18 protein-coding genes are annotated in these 17514 nt (G+C 59.2%); 10 read left to right on the top strand and 8 right to left on the bottom strand.

What is annotated here, in order from left to right:
• Positions 1-11: 11 nt before the first annotated feature.
• Both GS612_RS02100 and GS612_RS02095 read right to left on the bottom strand, forming a co-directional pair.
• The gene (locus GS612_RS02100) at positions 12-1814 is read right to left on the bottom strand and encodes a hypothetical protein (RefSeq protein WP_171638932.1); all 1803 of its coding nucleotides are present in this window, start codon (positions 1812-1814) and stop codon (positions 12-14) included.
• A gap of 166 nt (positions 1815-1980) precedes the next feature.
• Positions 1981-2442, bottom strand: coding sequence for a hypothetical protein (locus GS612_RS02095; RefSeq protein ID WP_152458969.1), 462 nt, complete (start codon positions 2440-2442; stop codon positions 1981-1983).
• Positions 2443-2796: 354 nt separating this feature from the next.
• Between GS612_RS02095 and GS612_RS02090 the strand changes: the two genes are divergently transcribed.
• The gene (locus GS612_RS02090; protein ID WP_152458970.1) at positions 2797-3375 is read left to right on the top strand and encodes a thymidine kinase; all 579 of its coding nucleotides are present in this window, start codon (positions 2797-2799) and stop codon (positions 3373-3375) included.
• On the opposite strand, the gene GS612_RS02085 is transcribed toward GS612_RS02090, so the two are convergent.
• The 5 genes from GS612_RS02085 to GS612_RS02065 form a co-directional block, all read right to left on the bottom strand.
• Positions 3372-4322 carry a D-glycerate dehydrogenase gene (locus GS612_RS02085; RefSeq protein ID WP_171638931.1) on the bottom strand — a complete coding sequence of 317 codons (951 nt, stop codon included), beginning with the start codon at positions 4320-4322 and terminating at the stop codon, positions 3372-3374. The two genes, GS612_RS02090 and GS612_RS02085, sit on opposite strands and share 4 nt — an antisense overlap.
• On the bottom strand, positions 4322-4660 hold the full coding sequence (locus GS612_RS02080) for a tRNA-binding protein (RefSeq protein WP_117867910.1): 339 nt from the start codon (positions 4658-4660) through the stop codon (positions 4322-4324). The genes GS612_RS02085 and GS612_RS02080 overlap by 1 nt, the downstream gene beginning before the upstream one ends.
• Positions 4653-5468 (bottom strand): pyrroline-5-carboxylate reductase, encoded by an 816-nt coding sequence (gene proC, locus GS612_RS02075; RefSeq protein ID WP_152458972.1) that lies wholly within the window; start codon positions 5466-5468, stop codon positions 4653-4655. Before proC ends, GS612_RS02080 begins: the two co-directional genes overlap by 8 nt.
• A gap of 39 nt (positions 5469-5507) precedes the next feature.
• Positions 5508-6008, bottom strand: a complete 501-nt coding sequence (locus tag GS612_RS02070; RefSeq protein WP_171091662.1) for a YbjN domain-containing protein — start codon at positions 6006-6008, stop codon at positions 5508-5510.
• A 321-nt stretch (positions 6009-6329) separates the two neighbouring features.
• Positions 6330-6578, bottom strand: a complete 249-nt coding sequence (locus GS612_RS02065) for an accessory factor UbiK family protein (protein WP_152458974.1) — start codon at positions 6576-6578, stop codon at positions 6330-6332.
• 97 nt (positions 6579-6675) lie between these two features.
• On the opposite strand from GS612_RS02065, the gene lgt reads away from it, so the two are divergent.
• From lgt to GS612_RS02045, 5 genes are all read left to right on the top strand, one after another.
• Complete coding sequence (gene lgt, locus GS612_RS02060) at positions 6676-7563, top strand: prolipoprotein diacylglyceryl transferase (protein WP_171638930.1); 888 nt, start codon at positions 6676-6678, stop codon at positions 7561-7563.
• Positions 7560-8627: a class I SAM-dependent methyltransferase gene (locus GS612_RS02055; RefSeq protein WP_171638929.1), complete on the top strand. Its 1068-nt coding sequence runs from the start codon at positions 7560-7562 to the stop codon at positions 8625-8627. Before lgt ends, GS612_RS02055 begins: the two co-directional genes overlap by 4 nt.
• A complete protein-coding gene (gene pgeF, locus GS612_RS02050; protein ID WP_171638928.1) occupies positions 8624-9382 on the top strand; it encodes a peptidoglycan editing factor PgeF in 759 nt (252 codons plus the stop codon). The genes GS612_RS02055 and pgeF overlap by 4 nt, the downstream gene beginning before the upstream one ends.
• 267 nt (positions 9383-9649) lie before the next feature.
• Positions 9650-9778 carry a hypothetical protein gene (locus tag GS612_RS20615; protein ID WP_256367481.1) on the top strand — a complete coding sequence of 43 codons (129 nt, stop codon included), beginning with the start codon at positions 9650-9652 and terminating at the stop codon, positions 9776-9778.
• A gap of 334 nt (positions 9779-10112) precedes the next feature.
• Positions 10113-10895 carry a Hint domain-containing protein gene (locus GS612_RS02045; RefSeq protein WP_171168906.1) on the top strand — a complete coding sequence of 261 codons (783 nt, stop codon included), beginning with the start codon at positions 10113-10115 and terminating at the stop codon, positions 10893-10895.
• A gap of 119 nt (positions 10896-11014) precedes the next feature.
• Here the strand turns inward: GS612_RS02045 and GS612_RS02040 are convergent, their stop codons facing one another.
• Positions 11015-11515 (bottom strand): Lrp/AsnC family transcriptional regulator, encoded by a 501-nt coding sequence (locus GS612_RS02040; protein WP_152458979.1) that lies wholly within the window; start codon positions 11513-11515, stop codon positions 11015-11017.
• A 227-nt stretch (positions 11516-11742) separates the two neighbouring features.
• On the opposite strand from GS612_RS02040, the gene trxB reads away from it, so the two are divergent.
• From trxB to GS612_RS02020, 4 genes are all read left to right on the top strand, one after another.
• A complete protein-coding gene (gene trxB, locus GS612_RS02035) occupies positions 11743-12684 on the top strand; it encodes a thioredoxin-disulfide reductase (protein WP_171638927.1) in 942 nt (313 codons plus the stop codon).
• A gap of 215 nt (positions 12685-12899) precedes the next feature.
• Positions 12900-14591, top strand: coding sequence for an adenylate/guanylate cyclase domain-containing protein (locus tag GS612_RS02030; protein ID WP_171638926.1), 1692 nt, complete (start codon positions 12900-12902; stop codon positions 14589-14591).
• Between the two features lie 196 nt (positions 14592-14787).
• A complete protein-coding gene (locus GS612_RS02025; RefSeq protein ID WP_171638925.1) occupies positions 14788-16509 on the top strand; it encodes a bifunctional sulfate adenylyltransferase/adenylylsulfate kinase in 1722 nt (573 codons plus the stop codon).
• Positions 16510-16635: 126 nt separating this feature from the next.
• Positions 16636-17472, top strand: a complete 837-nt coding sequence (locus GS612_RS02020) for a hypothetical protein (protein ID WP_171638924.1) — start codon at positions 16636-16638, stop codon at positions 17470-17472.
• Positions 17473-17514 lie beyond the last annotated feature (42 nt).

The raw sequence follows: 17514 nt of genomic DNA, 5'->3' as shown, positions 1-17514 counted from the left end.
TCTTGTCTGGCCTAGCCTGCCCCAGTCACTTGGAAGATCTGAAAGGCTGCACCTTCCGCGCCTTGTATCCGTCTGAGATAGGCCGGGATTTCACCCGCAATCAATCGCGACTTCAAACCACGGCCCTGTGACGCCCAGGACCAGAATTCGGCGCGCGGTGCGGACGTACAGAGCATGACGTAATCCACGTCCAGCTCGGTCAGACGTGATCCGATCTGGTCGGCGTCCGATCGGAACAGTTCGATCTGCGCCAGAATTCCAGCCTGATTCCGGTGATAATTGCCCGCCAGAACGGAATGGTCGGTATGGCGCAGCACGTTTGCGGCAAAGTCGAAATCAACAAGGAATCTGCCGGCTGGAAGATCACGCAGGGCCGCATAGGCTTCGGGCGTTTTGCAGGATGCGCCCGAGTTCTGCTGTGACTGTCGGGCCGGCTTCGCGGATGCGGCAAGGGACGGCCCGGCAAAACGCCCCAGCTGCTCATCGATGCTGGCCCCGGTTTTCGGCGAGATGCAGAGGATGAAAGCAACCATCGCAAGCCCTGACAACGCGCGGCGACGGCTTGCATAAGAGCTGTACAGGACACGCAGGATCTGTGCCTGGACAGCCACCAGCGAAACACCCAGGAATGTCATCATTCTGGACTGATAGAGGAACACCACCAGGCCGGTCACGATCAGGGCCAGAAACAGGGCGTATTCCAGTCTGAAAGGCGATCTGACTGCAAAGATCAGGGCGGCTGCCATGCACAGAATCGACATCGCGATCAGGGCCAGCGCTTCGCCCCGGTGCAGTTGCAGAATGACGTTGATCTTCTGAGCTTCCGCCACCTGGCTCAGCCAAAAGTCGCGCATATCCTGAGGCAGGGCTTCGATCGGGTTGCTGAGACAATGCGGGGCGAAGCCGTAAGCGCAGGCCAATGTCACCACGCCAATTGCAACGCATGCGCCGATGCGGACCCACAGTGACCAGCCAGAGCCGATCCAGGCCGCAATGCAAAGCCCTGCCGCGGCAACGCTCGCCGGCAATGCCACGCTGAGAGTCAGGGCGTCACAGCTTGGAAACAGAAAGGCCTCGTGTCCCGTTGTTGCAAGGCTGGTCAGCACAAGCGTCAGGACCAGCCCTATACCAAACGCCATGGTCCGGCGACGGGTCGGTTCGCCGTTTAAGATCCAGTCAATGGCAAAAAACACGGCGGCAAGTGCGATCTGCAATATCGATTCGGTACCTATCGACACCGAAAGCGCCAGGCAGACACCGAGCAGCCATCCGGCATATGGTTTGTCCCTGCGCAAAGCAAACAGCATCAGGGCCGTGACGAACAGAAGAATCTGAGCATTGTGGTGATCAAACGAAAAATAGTCGAACTTTCTGGAGTGTTCGAGCGCAAGCACCCCCACAACCAGCGCCGAAACGGCGCCTTCCCGCGCGCCCAAAACACTGCCTGTCACCGCAAAGGCCCACAAGGTCAGACCCGCCAAAAGTGAGGGCCAGACGAATGCCGTCACCTGAAGGGCCATATCGGGCGGCAAAACCAAACCGAATGTTCCGTAGAGCAAGGCAATCGGCGCGTCGATCAGTCGGGACCAATGCATCAGCGTCCCGCCCTCGGGGCCCAGCCGATACTGATGGCTGTCGAACCAGCCCTGCCCCTGCAACAGATCCTGCACGACCACCCAGCGCATCACGTCGTCAGAGCCTTCCTGATGACCACTCAGGGCCAGTAACACCAGAAGTGCCGCATAGGCGCATACAAAAAAACGCAGAACCACCCGGTCTGCGAAAATACTGTATGTTCCCTGCGATTTCTGCATGGTCCTCTGCCCTTGACGATCTTGCCCGCGACGGACCTTACAGGACAGACGTGACTGAATTGAGGCAACAGGCACGGTCAGCGTTTGTGTCTTTTCGAGCATGAAAAGAGGTAGGCCGCACAGGCGAAAACTGGCCAGTCATGGGTGCAACGGTTCCCGACCCCGGCTAGCTGACGCTTTCTTCTTCCAGATGCAGCTTCATCTCGATCAGAACCTGTTGCAGCAAACTGGTTTCTTTCAGCAACCGTTTGGCTTCGTTGACGGTGATGATTCCGTCTTCGATTGCGGCCTGATACTCGGTCATCAACATCGCAAACCGCTGGCTGAGCGCAATGACATCCGAATTGACACCACCGGTGCGGGGGGTAGAGGTGTTGCGGTCGCTATAGGACAAGGTGATGTTCTTCAGATCCGCCAAAGCCGACGTCACATGCGGATAGGTCGCCGCGTTTTCAAGGCGGGCCACCGCGTCCACTGGCATGAACCTGTCCTCGTGTTCAGCATTGTCTGAATAGTATCGTCCTAAAGTGGCCTTGGATTTCCCTGTAATTTCACACGCGGCTTCGATTCCAACATCCTTGACCAGCGCTTCTGTGTGTTTTTTCAGATAGGCCCCGATATCTGCCATTGTTTTACCTTTGTTACCTGCAAACGCCTGCCCGATGTCCAAACGGGGGAAAGCGTGGGTAAATTTCCCATAACTAAGTCATAATTGAAATGTCATACATTGGCTATCCCTCAGATATGCGGGGGATTTTGTGAGTGAGTGGCGGCAGTTCAAGCCGGTAACGAGTGATTGCAGGGTGATATTGTTAAACCTTGCTGCGTTTTGGCCACATGTTGGCCGACGGCGTCGCTGTTGCAGATGTGGGGGTTCCATCCCCTAGAGCGTAGCTCGGCCTCTGCGAACGCAACGGCGACGTCGCTCCATCAAAACGATTGATATCTTGTTCCTTTTCCCCAAGCGTTTTAGACCCGCGTCATGGCAAAGCTGTATTTCAACTATTCAACCATGAACGCGGGGAAATCGACCGTGTTGCTGCAAGCCTCGCACAACTACCGCGAGCGTGGGATGCAGACCTACCTGATGACCGCGGCCATTGACGGAAGGGCGGGTGCCGGACGGATCGCATCGCGCATCGGCATCTCGGAGGAGGCCGATACCTTCACGCCTGGCGACGATGTCTTCGCGATGATCCGAAACCGTCTGGACGACGGGCCGGTAACCTGCGTGTTCATCGATGAGGCACAGTTCCTGTCCGAAGCTCAGGTCTGGCAGCTGGCCCGGGCGGTCGACGATCTGGACGTACCGGTGCTGGCCTACGGGCTGCGGGTGGATTTTCAGGGCAAGCTGTTTCCCGGATCAGCCGCGCTGCTGGCCCTGGCTGATGAGATGCGCGAGGTCCGCACCATCTGCAAATGCGGACGCAAGGCCACGATGGTGATACGTCAGGACGAAAACGGCAATGCCATCACCGAAGGTGCCCAGGTTCAGATCGGTGGCAACGAGACCTATGTTTCGCTTTGCCGCAAACACTGGCGCGAGGCGGTGGGCGACTAGACCGGGTTGGGCAACGCCTCGCCCGCCACAAAGGCCGCCACGTTATCCAGCGCCATGTGCCCCATGCTGCTGCGCACCTCTTCGGTGGCCGTACCCAGATGAGGCAACAGGGTGACGTTGTCCATTTCACAAAGGGCCCGGGGCACTTTGGGTTCAAACTCGTAGACATCCAGCCCGGCCCCGGCAATCTGACCCGATTGCAGCGCCGCGATCAGGGCCGCTTCGTCCACGACCTCGCCTCGCGCGATATTGACCAGAATGGCCGAAGGATTCATCGCCTGAAGAACCTGCGCGTCGATCAGGTGTCGTGTTTCGGCACCGCCGGGAACGGCGAGCACAACGAAATCGACCGAGGCGGCAAGGGCTTCAAGGTCAGGTGTGAACTCGGCCGGAAAGTCCAGTTGCTTGGCGCTGCGGGATTGATAGGCCACCTGCATTTCGAAACCGAAATGGCACCGGCGCGCGATGGCCTGCCCGATACGGCCCATCCCGACGATACCGACGCGTTTGCCCGTTACATGATGGCCCAGCATCTGCGTGGGATGCCAACCTTGCCATTGGCCTGCGCGAACGAGCCGTTCGCCTTCGCCCGCGCGTCGCGCCGTGGTCAATAGCAGGGTCATGGCGATATCCGCCGTGGCGTCGGTGACTGCGCCGGGCGTGTTGGTCACCTCGACCGAGGCTGCGCGCGCGGTCGCGACATCGATGTGATTGTAGCCGACGCCGAAATTGGCCAAAAGCTTGCACCGAGGCGCGCCTGCATCCGCAAATATCCGAGCCGAAAACTGATCACCCAGCGTGGGCACGACCACGTCGAAATCCGTCAGCGCCGACAGCATTTCCTGCCGCGACATGGGCGCCGTATTGTCTCGAATCTTCACGTCAAACGCGGCGCGGGCGCGGGCCTCGACTGCCGGCGTCATCGGGCGTGTGATCAACAGTTTCATCAATGCATCCGCCCGCCTGTCGGAACTCGGCCGTCGGGACCGATCAGAACAATCTCGCCGTTTTCATCGGGCAGACCCAGCACCAGAACTTCGGACATGAATCTGCCGATCTGGCGAGGGGGGAAATTGACCACGGCCATGACCTGTTTGCCCACCAAGGTCGACGGATCATAATGCGCGGTGATCTGGGCCGACGTCTTGCGCTCGCCAATCTCATCACCAAAGTCGATCCACATCTTGATCGCGGGTTTGCGGGCTTCGGGATAGGGTTCAGCGCGGATCACCTCGCCCACGCGGATATCAACCTTGAGAAAATCGTCGAAAGAAATCTCACTCACGTGACAGCTCCTTGGATCGGTCGGTTGCGGCCTTGACGGCACGGTGCAGCAAGTCAGGGAAGCCGCGTTCTTCATGCATCAGCACCTCAAGCGCGGCTTGGGTCGTGCCGTTCGGCGATGTTACATTGATCCGCAGTTGAGACGGATCCTCGTCAGCGGACATCGCCAGTGCGCCGGCTCCAGCCACCGTCGATTTGGCCAGTTTCATCGCAAGGTCGTGCGGCAGGCCCTGCGCCTCGCCTGCTTTGGCAAGTGTTTCAATCAGATGGAACACATAGGCAGGACCGGATCCGCTGAGGCCGGTGACCGCATCCATCTGCGCCTCGTCTTCAAGACGCACCGTCTCACCCACCGCCGACAGCAGGTTTTCGGCCAGAGCCAGATCCTCGACCGAGGCGTGGCTGTTGCCAATCAGCGCGGTGATGCCCCGACGGATCGCGGCGGGGGTGTTGGGCATGGCGCGAATGATCGGCGTATCGCTGCCCAGAACGGATTCGAACGTGGCAATCGAGGTGCCCGCCGCGACCGAAACAAACAGCGTGCTGCCACCGCCCAGCGCCTGAATGGCGGGCAAGGCCTCGCCCATCATCTGCGGCTTGACCGCGACCAACACCACGGCAGGGGCTTCGGGCAAGGGTGTGTTGATGTTGACGCCCTGCGCCTTCAGCCAGTCGGACGGGTGCGGATCGATCACCCAAACGGACGCTGGCGGAAGGCCGTGTTCCAGCCATCCCGCCAGCATTGCGGACCCCATCTTTCCGCACCCCAGAAGCACAAGCCCCTGTTCGGCCACACGCGTCATGTCCATTTGCCCCTCCCGCGTTACATGTCGGTTTGGGGCAAAGCTTTACGCCCGGCCGTAGGCCTCTGCAATGGCCACTTGCATGGCTTCTTCTGGCTCTCGATTACCCCAAGTCACCAGTTGGATCGCCGGATAATACCGCTCGGCGCTCATGACAGCGGCGGTGATCATCGTGTTGATCTGATCCGCGCTGGCTGTCTGTCCCCCTGCAAGGACCAGCCCATAGCGGTAGACCATCAGCTTTTGGTTTGCCCAATAGGTAAAGGCACCTGCCCAGCACTGGTCATTCATCTTGTTGAGCAACTCATAGAGCTGCATTTCACGCTCGGCCGGCGGCTCCATTTCGAACGAGCACACCATGCGCAGCGTTTCGTCATAGTTGGACCAGGCCAGAGTGATCGAATAGGTCCGCCACTGGCCTTCGACGGCCATGGCAATCTGATCGTCCCCAATGCGGTCAAAATCCCAGTCGTGATGTTCGGCCAGATGTTCAACAATGTCGATCGGATGAATGTCTTCTTCGAGATACTGCTCGGAAAGGGCCATAATGCCACCTCACTAATCTCTAGCGTTTTGGGGCTGGCAGCGCCCCAGCGCTAGTTGCCTGCTCTACAAGCCGGGCTTCCCCCGTGGGCCTGTACTAAATATGGTGCGACGTGGCGGGAGTTCTGGCAACCCTATTTCTTGGGGATAACAGCAATAAGTTGTGGACAGTCGGCAACGGCGATCAAAATATTGCCAGTCGCACCAGCTTTGTCTTGATTAAATTCTGCGACGCGTCAAAATACACATCACCGCACAATCCGGGCTGGATTGCGCGGCTTTAAGCTTTGTCCAGACAACTTGAAAACGGGAAACGCCCGGGCGTTATTTATCCAGTTTCGCCTCGAGCGCAGCAATGCGGGCTTCGAGTGCGGCGTTTTCTTCGCGCGCTTTCTGTGCCATGGCGCGGACGGCATCGAATTCTTCGCGGGTGACGAAATCACGGTCGGCCAGCCAGCGGTCGATCATCGACTTCATCGCGTTCTCGGCCTCTTCCCGCGCGCCCTGCGCGACACCCATGGCGTTGGTCATCAGCTGGGACATGTCGTCCAGTATCTTGTTGCGGGTTTGCATATCACTACTCCGGTATCGCGGTTGATCTCTATATGGGGAAAGAATGCCGCAGGCTCAAGGTTGACTTGCCCTGCAAACCCCGGGCAATGAGACGCACATGCAGGCTGTTCTGAATTTCCCCGATCTGTCGCCCGAATTGTTCTCGATCTCGCTGCTCGGGATGGAGTTCGCGTTGAGGTGGTATGCGCTGGCCTATATCGCGGGCATCCTGATTGCGTGGCGGCTGGCAGTCGTGGCGTTGCGCCGCCCTGCCCTGTGGCCTGCGGACGGCTCGCCGATGAAACCTGACCAACTGGAAGATCTGGTCACCTGGATCATTCTGGGCGTGATCCTGGGCGGGCGGCTGGGTTTCGTGCTGTTTTATCAACCCGGCTATTACCTGTCGCATCCGCTTGAGATCGTGAAGGTCTGGCAAGGCGGCATGGCGTTTCATGGGGGGCTGCTGGGCGTGATCCTGGCCGCGTACCTGTTTGCCCGCCGCCATCAGATCCCCGCCCTGTCGCTGGGCGACCTGGTTGCCTACACCGTGCCACCCGGCCTGTTGTTGGGACGACTGGCCAATTTCGTCAATGCCGAGCTGTGGGGCCGCCCGAGCGAGCTGCCCTGGGCCGTCATCTTTCCCGGTTTTGCCGCGCAGGACTGCCCCGGCGTGGTTGCGGGAATGTGCGCCCGGCACCCTTCGCAGCTGTACGAAGCGGCGCTGGAAGGCGTGTTGCTGGGAGCGTTGTTGCTGTGGCTGGTCTATCGCCGGGGGGCCTTTCAGAAACCCGGCCTGATCATGGGCACGTTTCTGGCCGGTTACGGCGCATCGCGCTTTATTGTTGAATTCTTCCGTCAGCCGGATGCGCAGTTCGTGTCGCCCGGCAATCCGCTGGGATTGGCCTGGCATGTGGGCGGATATGGCCTGACCATGGGGCAGATCCTGTCATTGCCCATGATCGCGCTTGGCCTGTGGTTTGTCTTTCGCGCAGGGCGGGCAAAATGAGCCTGACCGATCGCCTGATCGCCCGCATCCGACAGGATGGACCGATGAGCGTGGCCGACTACATGGCCGAATGCCTTCTGCATCCCACGCTGGGCTATTACACGACGCGTGATCCGTTGGGGGCGGCCGGGGATTTCACCACGGCACCGGAAATCAGCCAGATGTTTGGCGAACTGATCGGGCTGTGCCTTGCGCAATGCTGGATGGATCAGGGCCGTCCCGCGCCATTCACCCTGTGCGAATTGGGGCCCGGGCGCGGCACTCTGATGAGTGACATATTGCGTGCCACCCGAACCGTGCAGGGATTTCACGATGCTGCCCGGATTGTGCTGGTCGAGGCCTCGCCTGCCCTGAAGCAGGTGCAGGCGGACACGCTGAAGGACTACACACCGAACTGGGCCGACAGTGTCGCAGAGTTGCCGGACCAGCCACTGCTGCTGGTGGCGAACGAGTTCTTCGACGCGCTGCCTGTCCGGCAGTTCCTGCGCGACGGTGACGGCTGGTGCGAACGCCTGGTCGGCGAACGCGACGGCGAATTGCTGTTTGGCCGAGGCCCCAACGGGCCGCAGGTGGCGCTGGCGGACAGGCTTTCGGACACCAAGGATGGTGATCTGGTCGAGCTATGCGCTGCAGCGATCCCCATTCTGACCGTGATTGCCGGTCGGATCGCCAGCCACGGAGGTGCCGCGCTGATCGCCGATTATGGCGACTGGCATTCGTTGGGTGATACGCTGCAAGCCCTGCAAAACCACCAGCCCGCCGATGCTTTGGCGTCACCCGGTCAGGCCGACCTGACGGCACATGTGGATTTTGAACCTCTGGCCATTGCGACCCGCGCTTGTGGAGCCCGGCACACACGCCTGACACCGCAGGGCGTGTTTCTGGAACGGCTTGGCATAACCGCCCGGGCGCAGGCTTTGTCCCGGTCGCTGAGCGGTTCCGAGCTGGATGCCCTGGCCGCCGCGCATCGCCGGTTGACGCATCCGGCCGAAATGGGAAATCTGTTCAAGGTGATGGGCCTCTATCCGGCCTATGCTGCACCACCGCCGGGATTGGAGCCATGACACTGGAAATTCTGACTTCGGACTTGCTTTCCCCATTTCGTCACGGGTTCTTCACCCGTCGCGGCGGGGCGTCCTCTGGTATCTTCGGCGGGTTGAATTGCGGGTATGGATCGTCAGATCAAACCGAAATTGTCGCACTGAACCGCCGGCGGGTTGCCGATGCGATGGGCGTCGCGCCCGAGGCGATGATCGGCGTGCATCAAGTTCATTCCTCAACGGTTCTGACGGTTGAACAGCCCCTGGAAGGTGACAAACCGCGCGCCGACGCGGTCGTGACGGCCACACCCGGTCTGGCGCTGACAATTCTGACGGCAGATTGCCAGCCAGTTCTGTTTGCCGATCCCGCGGCCAATGTGATCGGAGCCGCCCATGCGGGCTGGCGCGGCGCGCTTGACGGTGTGCTGGAGGCGACGCTGGACGCCATGGAAGCGCTTGGCGCAACACGCCGGAATATCAACGCCGTCATCGGCCCCAGCATTTCGCAACGCGCCTACGAAGTGGGCCCCGAGTTTCTGGACGCATTTATCGCCGATTCTCCAGACAACACCCGGTTCTTTGCAAACGGACAGGATGACCGGCTGCAATTCGACCTGCCCGCCTTTGGCTTGCACCGATTGCGGCAGGCCGGTGTCGGGCAGGCGGAATGGACCCGGCACTGCACATATTCCGACCCGGACCGGTTCTATTCCTATCGCCGCACAACACATGCAAACGAGGCCGATTACGGGCGGTTGATCTCGGTCATAAGATTGTGATTTTGGCCCAGATTTAGGCGTCGCGCCACTTTTCCGCCACATTTGTTGTGTTTACCGGACTCAGAATCGTAACGAGTTTTGCCAGCTATCAGATGGTCTTCTGACGTCCTTGTTTCGGACGCTGGCGTGTTGAGTGGAAGGATGGACCGACTATAAATTTCTTGTCTGCAAAACATCCCGGATAAGCCTTATCCATGCCGCAAACGTGCGTCACAAAAGGTTCATAACGGATGCGGGAAACAAACCCGTTCAGAGCAGGACCAGAAAATGAAAACCAAATCTCGCTTTCTCAAAGCCATGGTTGCCGCCACGCGGAGCCAGAAGCTGGAAATGCCGTGGAAGCGGGTATCAAGCCATTCTGTCAGGGTCGCCAGCCGCATCGCGGCACGACGCTGAGACAGAAACACCCTGAGGCCAAGCTGCCGGTCTCGATTGGGTGAAGGCGCTTCGGGCTTGCTCCTGCCCGATGCGTGGCGTGTCGCGATCTGAGGGGGTCGAGACGGATTCAGGAGTTGTGTGTGTGCGGGCAATTTTCGCCCGTGAAGTACGAGTTTGTCTGGGGGGTCAATGTGTTGACCATTGGAAAGCGAGATTTTGTCGCAATGCGGGGTCCGACCGACCGCCGCCCAAGGGTCACCCATTTGTTTCAAGACAAAGAACCAGTTCGCCAGGTTGGCCTGTACGGGGATACGCCGCGCCTGACCGGACAATTTGAGGGGAAGGAATATTTATGACTATTCCTAGTTCACTGGCCCGTGCGGCCAGAAATGCGATCGAAACGACAGCCATGCTGCGGGAAGCACCGCGGCCGGTTGCGAAACCAAAGGCTCAGCTGCGCCGGTATGAAGTCAGCAGCCTGTTGAAAAACGGAAACGTGGTTCAGACCAGACACATCGCGCCCGCTCTGCCAATGTTCGAAGACGCCTTTTGTGCCTTCACGCGCGGATCGCTGGTTGAAACGGAACATGGGCCCATGGCCATCGAAGACCTGATGCCGGGGGATACAGTCCTGACTCAGGATGGCGCGTCGGAAACCGTACTGTGGAAGGGATCTGTCACTCTGATCCCCGGACGCCCGGATTCGCGGGGCCGCACGCGGCCGCTTACGCGCGTCACGGCAGATACATTCGGGATGCAAAAGCCGATGTCGGGTGTAATCGCCGGGCCTGCAGCACGGATCGTGGGCACACCGACGCATTTACGGCATTTGTATGGAAATGACCCGATTCTGACACCTGTGTCCGAATTTCAGGATGGAACGGGCGTGATTGAAACAATGCCGCCGACGCCAGTTGAACTGTTTCACATTTGTCTGAAACGGCATTCCGTTATTCGGGTAGATGGTTTACAGTTCGAAACGTATCACCCAGGTGTGAACGCGGTCCGGATGATCAGCCACTCGTTGCGGTCGGTTTATCTGAACCTGTTTGCGCATATCGAGTCGCTCAACGATTTTGGTCCGCTGCTGATGCCGCGTGCCGGGGACGGAGAAATCGACGCGATGACAGCCTGAGTACGATAGCGATTACTGCATTATGGGGGGCATCATGCAGCTGTTACTAAGTTGGATTCTATCCTTGGCGGTGGCTGCCATGCTGCCACCGAACACCGCACCTGCAAAACGTCTGGGGGTTACGCCGTCCGGTTCATTCGTTCTTCCAGAACGTCGAACGGCACGCCTGGTTCGTCTTTTGCGCCGCGGATAACAAGCGAAGTCTTGACGCTGGCCACGTTTGGCGTGGTCAGCAGTTCACCGGTCAGAAACTGCTGAAAACTGCTGAGATCGGGTGCGACGCATTTCAGGATGAAGTCCACCTCGCCGTTCAGCATGTGGCATTCACGGACAAGCGGCCATTCGCGGCAGCGTTCTTCGAACGCGCGCAGCTCGGTCTCGGCCTGACTGTCAAGACCGACCATGGCGAACACCTGCACTTCGAATCCCAACTCACGGGAATTCACCTCGGCGTGGTAACCGGTGATATAGCCGGATTCTTCCAGTGTGCGCACGCGGCGCAGACAGGGCGGCGCCGAAATTCCGACCCGTTTGGCAAGTTCCACATTGGTCATACGACCGTCTGCCTGTAGTTCCGCCAGAATCTTGCGGTCGATATCATCCAGCCGAGTCGTGACCATCAAATGCTCCTGATTATTGCGGTTCTTATATCAGCCCCCCACGCGCGCGCAATAATGTTTCGTACATGCGCAATTTTCTTTGTTTTCAAATCTCTCATTTCGCCCTGACCCTGCGCAAGGTGGCTTGAACGGCCTTGAACAGTAAGGGGCTTTAAGCCGGGTCTGTCGGTCGCTATATCGGGGCGACGGGCCAAAAGCCCAATTCAGGCAATTCGAGCGGAGTTACCATGGCCGACACACGACACACCAAGGTTCTGATCATCGGATCGGGGCCGGCAGGATACACTGCGGGCGTTTACGCAAGCCGCGCCATGCTGGAACCCATCCTGGTGCAGGGTATCGAGCCCGGCGGCCAGCTGACGACAACGACCGAGGTCGAGAACTGGCCCGGCGACACCGAGGTACAGGGCCCGGACCTGATGATCCGGATGCAGGATCATGCCAAGGCCATGGGTTGCGAAGTGATTGGCGACATCATCAACGATCTGGACCTCAGCCAGCGCCCCTTCACCGCCAAGGGCGACAGCGGCACTACCTACACGGCGGACGCCGTCATTCTGGCGACCGGCGCGCGCGCCAAATGGCTGGGCCTGCCGTCGGAAGAAAAGTTCAAGGGCTTTGGCGTTTCAGCCTGCGCCACCTGCGACGGGTTCTTCTATCGCGGACAGGAAATCGTGGTGATCGGCGGCGGCAATACGGCCGTGGAAGAGGCCCTGTTCCTGACCAATTTCGCCAGCAAGGTGACTCTGATCCATCGCCGCGATGAGCTGCGCGCGGAAAAGATCCTGCAAGACCGGCTGATGAAGAACGACAAAATCGAGCCTCTGTGGTTCCACGAGTTGGACGAAGTGATCGGCACCGACGCGCCGCTGGGCGTCGAGGGCGTTCGCGTCAAACATGTCAAAACCGGAGAGATCACTGAAATCCCCTGTAAAGGCGTGTTTGTTGCCATCGGCCACGCGCCCGCGAACGAGCTGGTCAAGGACACGCTTGAAACGCATATGGGTGGCTATGTCGTCACCAAGCCGGGCAGCACGGAAACCTCGGTTCCGGGCGTGTTCGCAGCGGGCGATCTGACCGATCACGTCTATCGTCAGGCGGTCACAAGCGCCGGTATGGGCTGCATGGCGGCACTGGATGCCGAACGGTTCCTGGCGGAAAACGAATAACGCGCGTTCTGAATGTTGCAGGGCTGCCCCGGTGAATTCAGATCCGAAGGCCGTCAGCCTTTTCAGTACAGTGCCCCCGGGGTTTAAGGGGGCACTGCACAGCATACGCTGCTCTGCAATCACTGATCGGCAGCCGATGCCACCTGCCAATCCCTTGACCCCCAGCCGGCGGCGTATCAGGATTGCCGAGGGAAAAGCGAAAAACAGGTGAACATTTGAACAACGCTCTTTGGCGCGGCGGGTGGTCAACCCGACTCAGGATCGTCAGTGGTCTTGTGTTGTTTGTGTTCGCGTTCTTTCACTTCATAAATATTGGCTTGGGCCTGTTTCACACGGATTACCTGCACGGGATGCAGGACGGTCGAAAGGCCGTTACCCGCCACGATGTCATGAGCGTGCTTCTCTATGCTGCCCTGTTCACGCATGCAGGTCTGGCCCTGACATCGATCGCGCAACGCAGAACCCTGCGCATGCCCTTCAGCACGGCGTTGCAGGTCGTTCTGGGCTTGCTGATTCCGCTGCAACTGATCTCGCACATCGTGCAGACGCGGGTCGCGCACGAAGTCTATGACGTCAATGACGAGATGGGATATATCATCATTTTGATGTGGCCCAGTATCGCCGTATGGATGCAAAGCGCCTTGTTGCTGATCGTTTGGATACACGGCTGCATCGGTTTGCATATGTGGTTGCGGCTGACCCGGTGGTGGTCGCGGGTCGTGCCCTATCTGATCGGCGTTGCGGTTTTCGTGCCATTATTCGCGTTGGCCGGATTGCTGACCGAAGGTCGACGCATATGGGCCGACTTTGCTGATGAATTCCTGCGCGAGCAATATATCGAGCACTACAATTGGCCATCGCCCGAAGCCTTCCAGACCCTGTTCAGTGTAAAAGATTATGGCCTTTTGATCTTCTGGCTGGCTCTGGGGGCGACGGGTCTGGTTTACATCGGGCGCAAACTGTGGCGGCGCAGGCATTCGGTGCGCGTGAATTACGCCAAAGGGCCCGAGGTGGTCGCGGAAAAAGGCATGACGTTACTTGAGATTTCGCAGGTGAACGGCGTGCCGCACGCCGCCTTGTGCGGTGGAAAGGGGCGCTGCACCACATGCCGTGTCATCGTAGAGGATGGCAGCGACGCCCTGCCGCCGCCCGGCGACGTCGAAGCACGCAGCCTTGCCGCTGTGGGCGCCTCGCCGCAGACGCGACTGGCCTGCCAGATACGCCCAACGGAACCCACCACTGTTTTTCGGGTTTTCAGGCCAGATGGCGGGCGCATACGCGGACATGCCAGCCAGGGTCAGGAACGTCAGTTGGCTGTTTTGTTTCTGGACATGCGCAGCTTTACCGCGCGCACGACCGGCCAATTGCCTTATGACATCGTGTTCCTGCTGAACCGGTTTTTCGATGCGGTCGTGCCAGCCATCACCAAGGAAGGCGGTGTCGTGGACAAATATATGGGAGACGGGCTGCTGGCCGTTTTTGAAAAGCCGAATGCGGCAGCGTCCGCCCGTGCCGGATTGCAAGCCGCCATCGACATCAGTCACGCCCTTGATGAATTCAACGCACAGCTCGAGGCCGAAGGAAGCCCCGGCATTCGCATCGGGATGGGTCTGCATCTTGGGGATCTGGTGGTGGGTGAGATCGGAGCCGCGGGCCATGCGTCGAAAACCATAATCGGCGACGCCGTCAATGTCGCCAGCCGTCTGGAAAGCGAAACCAAGGCGCTGAAGGTCGAACTGCTGGTCTCGGAAGAGTTGCTGAAGGCCGCAGGTGTCGTCGTGCCCCAGAACGGCATCAGATTGTTCCAGCTGCGCGGCGTGTCTGAACCGATTCCCGCCCTGCCCGTCACCCGTGCGTCCACACTTGAGCAGAACGCCACAAAACAGGAACAGAAATTCTCTGCATGAACCAATAACCTCTGATCGCAAGGATCAGATCATCGATTTGACCCGTGAATTAGAAATTCCTTCCAATTCAAAAATATTCGGCGCATATCCTCCTTTGTTACATTCCCGCCTGTGGACTTCGCCTGTCAGTCGGTGCAAACGCCTCGAAACCGCCTGATATCCACTGGCAAATCAACACTGCGACAAGAGAATTCCAATGACGATGTTAAGCAATCTGGCCCCGATCCCCGAACTGTATGTGTCATACGATTCGGCGCAGAAGCTGAAGGTGGAAGCGGCCGACCTGACCAGCTGGGATCTGAGCCCGCGTCAGATCTGCGACCTGGAACTTCTGATGAATGGCGGGTTCAACCCGCTCAAGGGATTTCTGAGCGAAGCGGATTACGACAATGTGGTCGAAAATATGCGCCTGGCCGATGGAACGCTTTGGCCAATGCCCATCACATTGGATGTCAGCGAAGACTTCGCGGATCAGATCGAACTTGGGCAGGATATCGCGCTGCGTGATCAGGAAGGCGTAATCTTGGGCACCATGACCGTGATCGACCGCTGGACTCCGGACAAGTCACGCGAGGCAGAGAAGGTCTTTGGCGCCGATGACGATGCCCACCCGGCAGTGAACTATCTGCACAACGTGGCCGGCAAGGTCTATCTGGGCGGACCGGTGGTCGGAATCCAACAACCCGTACATTACGATTTTCGTGGGCGCCGCGACACGCCGAATGAATTGCGCGCCTATTTCCGCAAGCTGGGCTGGCGCCGCATCGTGGCCTTCCAGACCCGCAACCCGCTGCACCGCGCACATCAGGAGCTGACCTTCCGCGCCGCCAAAGAGGCACAGGCCAACCTGCTGATCCACCCGGTCGTGGGCATGACCAAACCGGGCGACGTCGATCATTTCACCCGCGTGCGCTGTTACGAGGCGGTGCTGGATAAATACCCCGCTTCGACCACCTCTATGAGCTTGTTGAACCTGGCCATGCGCATGGCTGGCCCTCGCGAGGCCGTCTGGCACGGCCTGATCCGCGCCAACCACGGCTGCACCCACTTCATCGTCGGCCGCGACCACGCAGGCCCCGGCAAGAACAGCAAGGGTGAGGATTTCTACGGCCCCTATGACGCGCAGGATCTGTTCCGACAGTTTCAGGACGAAATCGGCGTTGAAATGGTGGACTTCAAGCACATGGTCTATGTGCAGGAACGCGCCCAGTACGAACCGAATGACGAGATTCTCGACAAGGACAACGTCACGATCCTGAACATCTCGGGTACCGAACTGCGCCGCCGCCTGCGTGAAGGGCTGGAAATCCCCGAATGGTTCTCGTTTCCCGAGGTGGTCGAGGAACTGCGCCGCCGCTTCCCGCCGCGCTCCAAGCAGGGTTTCACCGTGTTCTTCACCGGCTTTTCGGGCTCGGGCAAGTCGACCATCGCAAACGCGCTGATGGTCAAGCTGATGGAGATGGGCGACCGCCCGGTGACGCTGCTGGATGGCGACATCGTTCGCAAGAATCTCAGCTCGGAACTGGGCTTCTCGAAGGAACACCGCGACCTGAACATCCGCCGCATCGGATATGTGGCATCCGAGATAACCAAGAACGGCGGCATCGCCATCTGCGCCCCGATCGCGCCCTATGCCACCACGCGCCGTGCCGTGCGGGAAGAGATCGAACAGTTCGGAGCCTTCTGCGAGGTGCATGTGGCCACCAGCATCGAGGAATGCGAACGCCGCGACCGCAAGGGTTTGTACAAGCTGGCGCGCGAGGGCAAGATCAAGGAGTTCACGGGCATCTCGGACCCTTACGATGTTCCGGAAAACCCCGAGCTGCGCGTCGAAACCGAAAATGTCGAGGTCGACAACTGCGCCCATCAGGTGCTGCTGAAACTGGAAAGCATGGGCCTGATCGCAGCAAACGGATAACAGCCTCATCTGACCTTGTTTGGCGGCCTCCGGTCATTCCGGGGGCCGTTCCTTTTTTGGTCACCAATTGACAATTGCCGTTGGTCCTGATGGTTTTCAGGACCTCAAGGCGGGTGTGAAACTGAGATGACGAACAGGTCTCCGACCATTGCCAGTTTCTGGTTTGGATCCGATCTGAGTTGGTTGGAGCAACTTTGCCTCCAGTCCTTTCTGGATCATGGTCACCGCTTCGTCCTGTATGTCGCGCACGAGGTAAAAGGCATTCCGGCAGGTGTCGAAACCCGCCCTGCCAGCGACGTTTTCTGGCCGCCGCCTTTTGTGGTCAAGGCCGAAGACAGACAGGGCGTTGCCGTCTTCTCGGATATTTTCCGGCTGCATCTGATGCGGCAAGGCGAGATGATCTGGGTCGATCTGGATGCCTATTGCGTACGGGCGTTCGACTTTTCGACGGATTTCGTGTTCGGTCTCTCCAAACGGGGTGACTTCCCGACGGGTGTGCTGCGCCTGCCCACAAGATCGGCGACCCTGGAACGGATGCTTGAATTTGTCATGTCGTCTAACCCGTCCCAACCCTGGCGTGGACGCAGATTGCAGCGCTACAATCGGGAACGAACCGCCAGAGGGGAACGCTGGGGCATCGAAGCCCTGCCCTGGGCCAGTTCGGGGCCCAAAGCCTTTGGCCATTTCCTGCGCCAGACGGCAGAGGACCGCCATGCCATGGCTGCTGAAACCTTTTATCCGCTGGCCAAGGAGGAATTGTGGAAGCTCCACGATCCGCGCATCGCGACGAACGAAATCGAAACCGAAGCCGTGCATTCGGTACACATCTACGGCCATCAGAAGAAACTGATGGCCAACCGGATGGCCGGGCTGCCGGTTTCAGGGTCATATCTGGACAGGTTGTGTAAACGACACGCGATCGAGCCAAGTACGGCCCCGATTCTGCGGTTGGCCTGGATGTAGCCCGTGGCATCCGGCCAGGGTTTCGCGGGTCAGCCCTTGGTC

The sequence above is a fragment of the Ruegeria sp. HKCCD6157 genome (assembly GCF_013110685.1).
GTDB lineage: Bacteria > Pseudomonadota > Alphaproteobacteria > Rhodobacterales > Rhodobacteraceae > Ruegeria.
This window is presented reverse-complemented; position numbering and strand designations above follow the sequence as displayed.

Excerpts from the sequence above, each read along its gene's own strand:
- GS612_RS02100 (WP_171638932.1), bottom strand. The coding sequence starts at position 1,814 with ATGCAGAAATCGCAGGGAACATACAGTATTTTCGCAGACCGGGTGGTT.
- GS612_RS02095 (WP_152458969.1), bottom strand. The coding sequence starts at position 2,442 with ATGGCAGATATCGGGGCCTATCTGAAAAAACACACAGAAGCGCTGGTC.
- GS612_RS02090 (WP_152458970.1), top strand. The coding sequence starts at position 2,797 with ATGGCAAAGCTGTATTTCAACTATTCAACCATGAACGCGGGGAAATCG.
- GS612_RS02085 (WP_171638931.1), bottom strand. The coding sequence starts at position 4,322 with ATGAAACTGTTGATCACACGCCCGATGACGCCGGCAGTCGAGGCCCGC.
- proC (WP_152458972.1), bottom strand. The coding sequence starts at position 5,468 with ATGGACATGACGCGTGTGGCCGAACAGGGGCTTGTGCTTCTGGGGTGC.
- GS612_RS02070 (WP_171091662.1), bottom strand. The coding sequence starts at position 6,008 with ATGGCCCTTTCCGAGCAGTATCTCGAAGAAGACATTCATCCGATCGAC.
- GS612_RS02065 (WP_152458974.1), bottom strand. The coding sequence starts at position 6,578 with ATGCAAACCCGCAACAAGATACTGGACGACATGTCCCAGCTGATGACC.
- lgt (WP_171638930.1), top strand. The coding sequence starts at position 6,676 with ATGCAGGCTGTTCTGAATTTCCCCGATCTGTCGCCCGAATTGTTCTCG.
- GS612_RS02055 (WP_171638929.1), top strand. The coding sequence starts at position 7,560 with ATGAGCCTGACCGATCGCCTGATCGCCCGCATCCGACAGGATGGACCG.
- pgeF (WP_171638928.1), top strand. The coding sequence starts at position 8,624 with ATGACACTGGAAATTCTGACTTCGGACTTGCTTTCCCCATTTCGTCAC.
- GS612_RS20615 (WP_256367481.1), top strand. The coding sequence starts at position 9,650 with ATGAAAACCAAATCTCGCTTTCTCAAAGCCATGGTTGCCGCCACGCGG.
- GS612_RS02045 (WP_171168906.1), top strand. The coding sequence starts at position 10,113 with ATGACTATTCCTAGTTCACTGGCCCGTGCGGCCAGAAATGCGATCGAA.
- GS612_RS02040 (WP_152458979.1), bottom strand. The coding sequence starts at position 11,515 with ATGGTCACGACTCGGCTGGATGATATCGACCGCAAGATTCTGGCGGAA.
- trxB (WP_171638927.1), top strand. The coding sequence starts at position 11,743 with ATGGCCGACACACGACACACCAAGGTTCTGATCATCGGATCGGGGCCG.
- GS612_RS02025 (WP_171638925.1), top strand. The coding sequence starts at position 14,788 with ATGACGATGTTAAGCAATCTGGCCCCGATCCCCGAACTGTATGTGTCA.
- GS612_RS02020 (WP_171638924.1), top strand. The coding sequence starts at position 16,636 with ATGACGAACAGGTCTCCGACCATTGCCAGTTTCTGGTTTGGATCCGAT.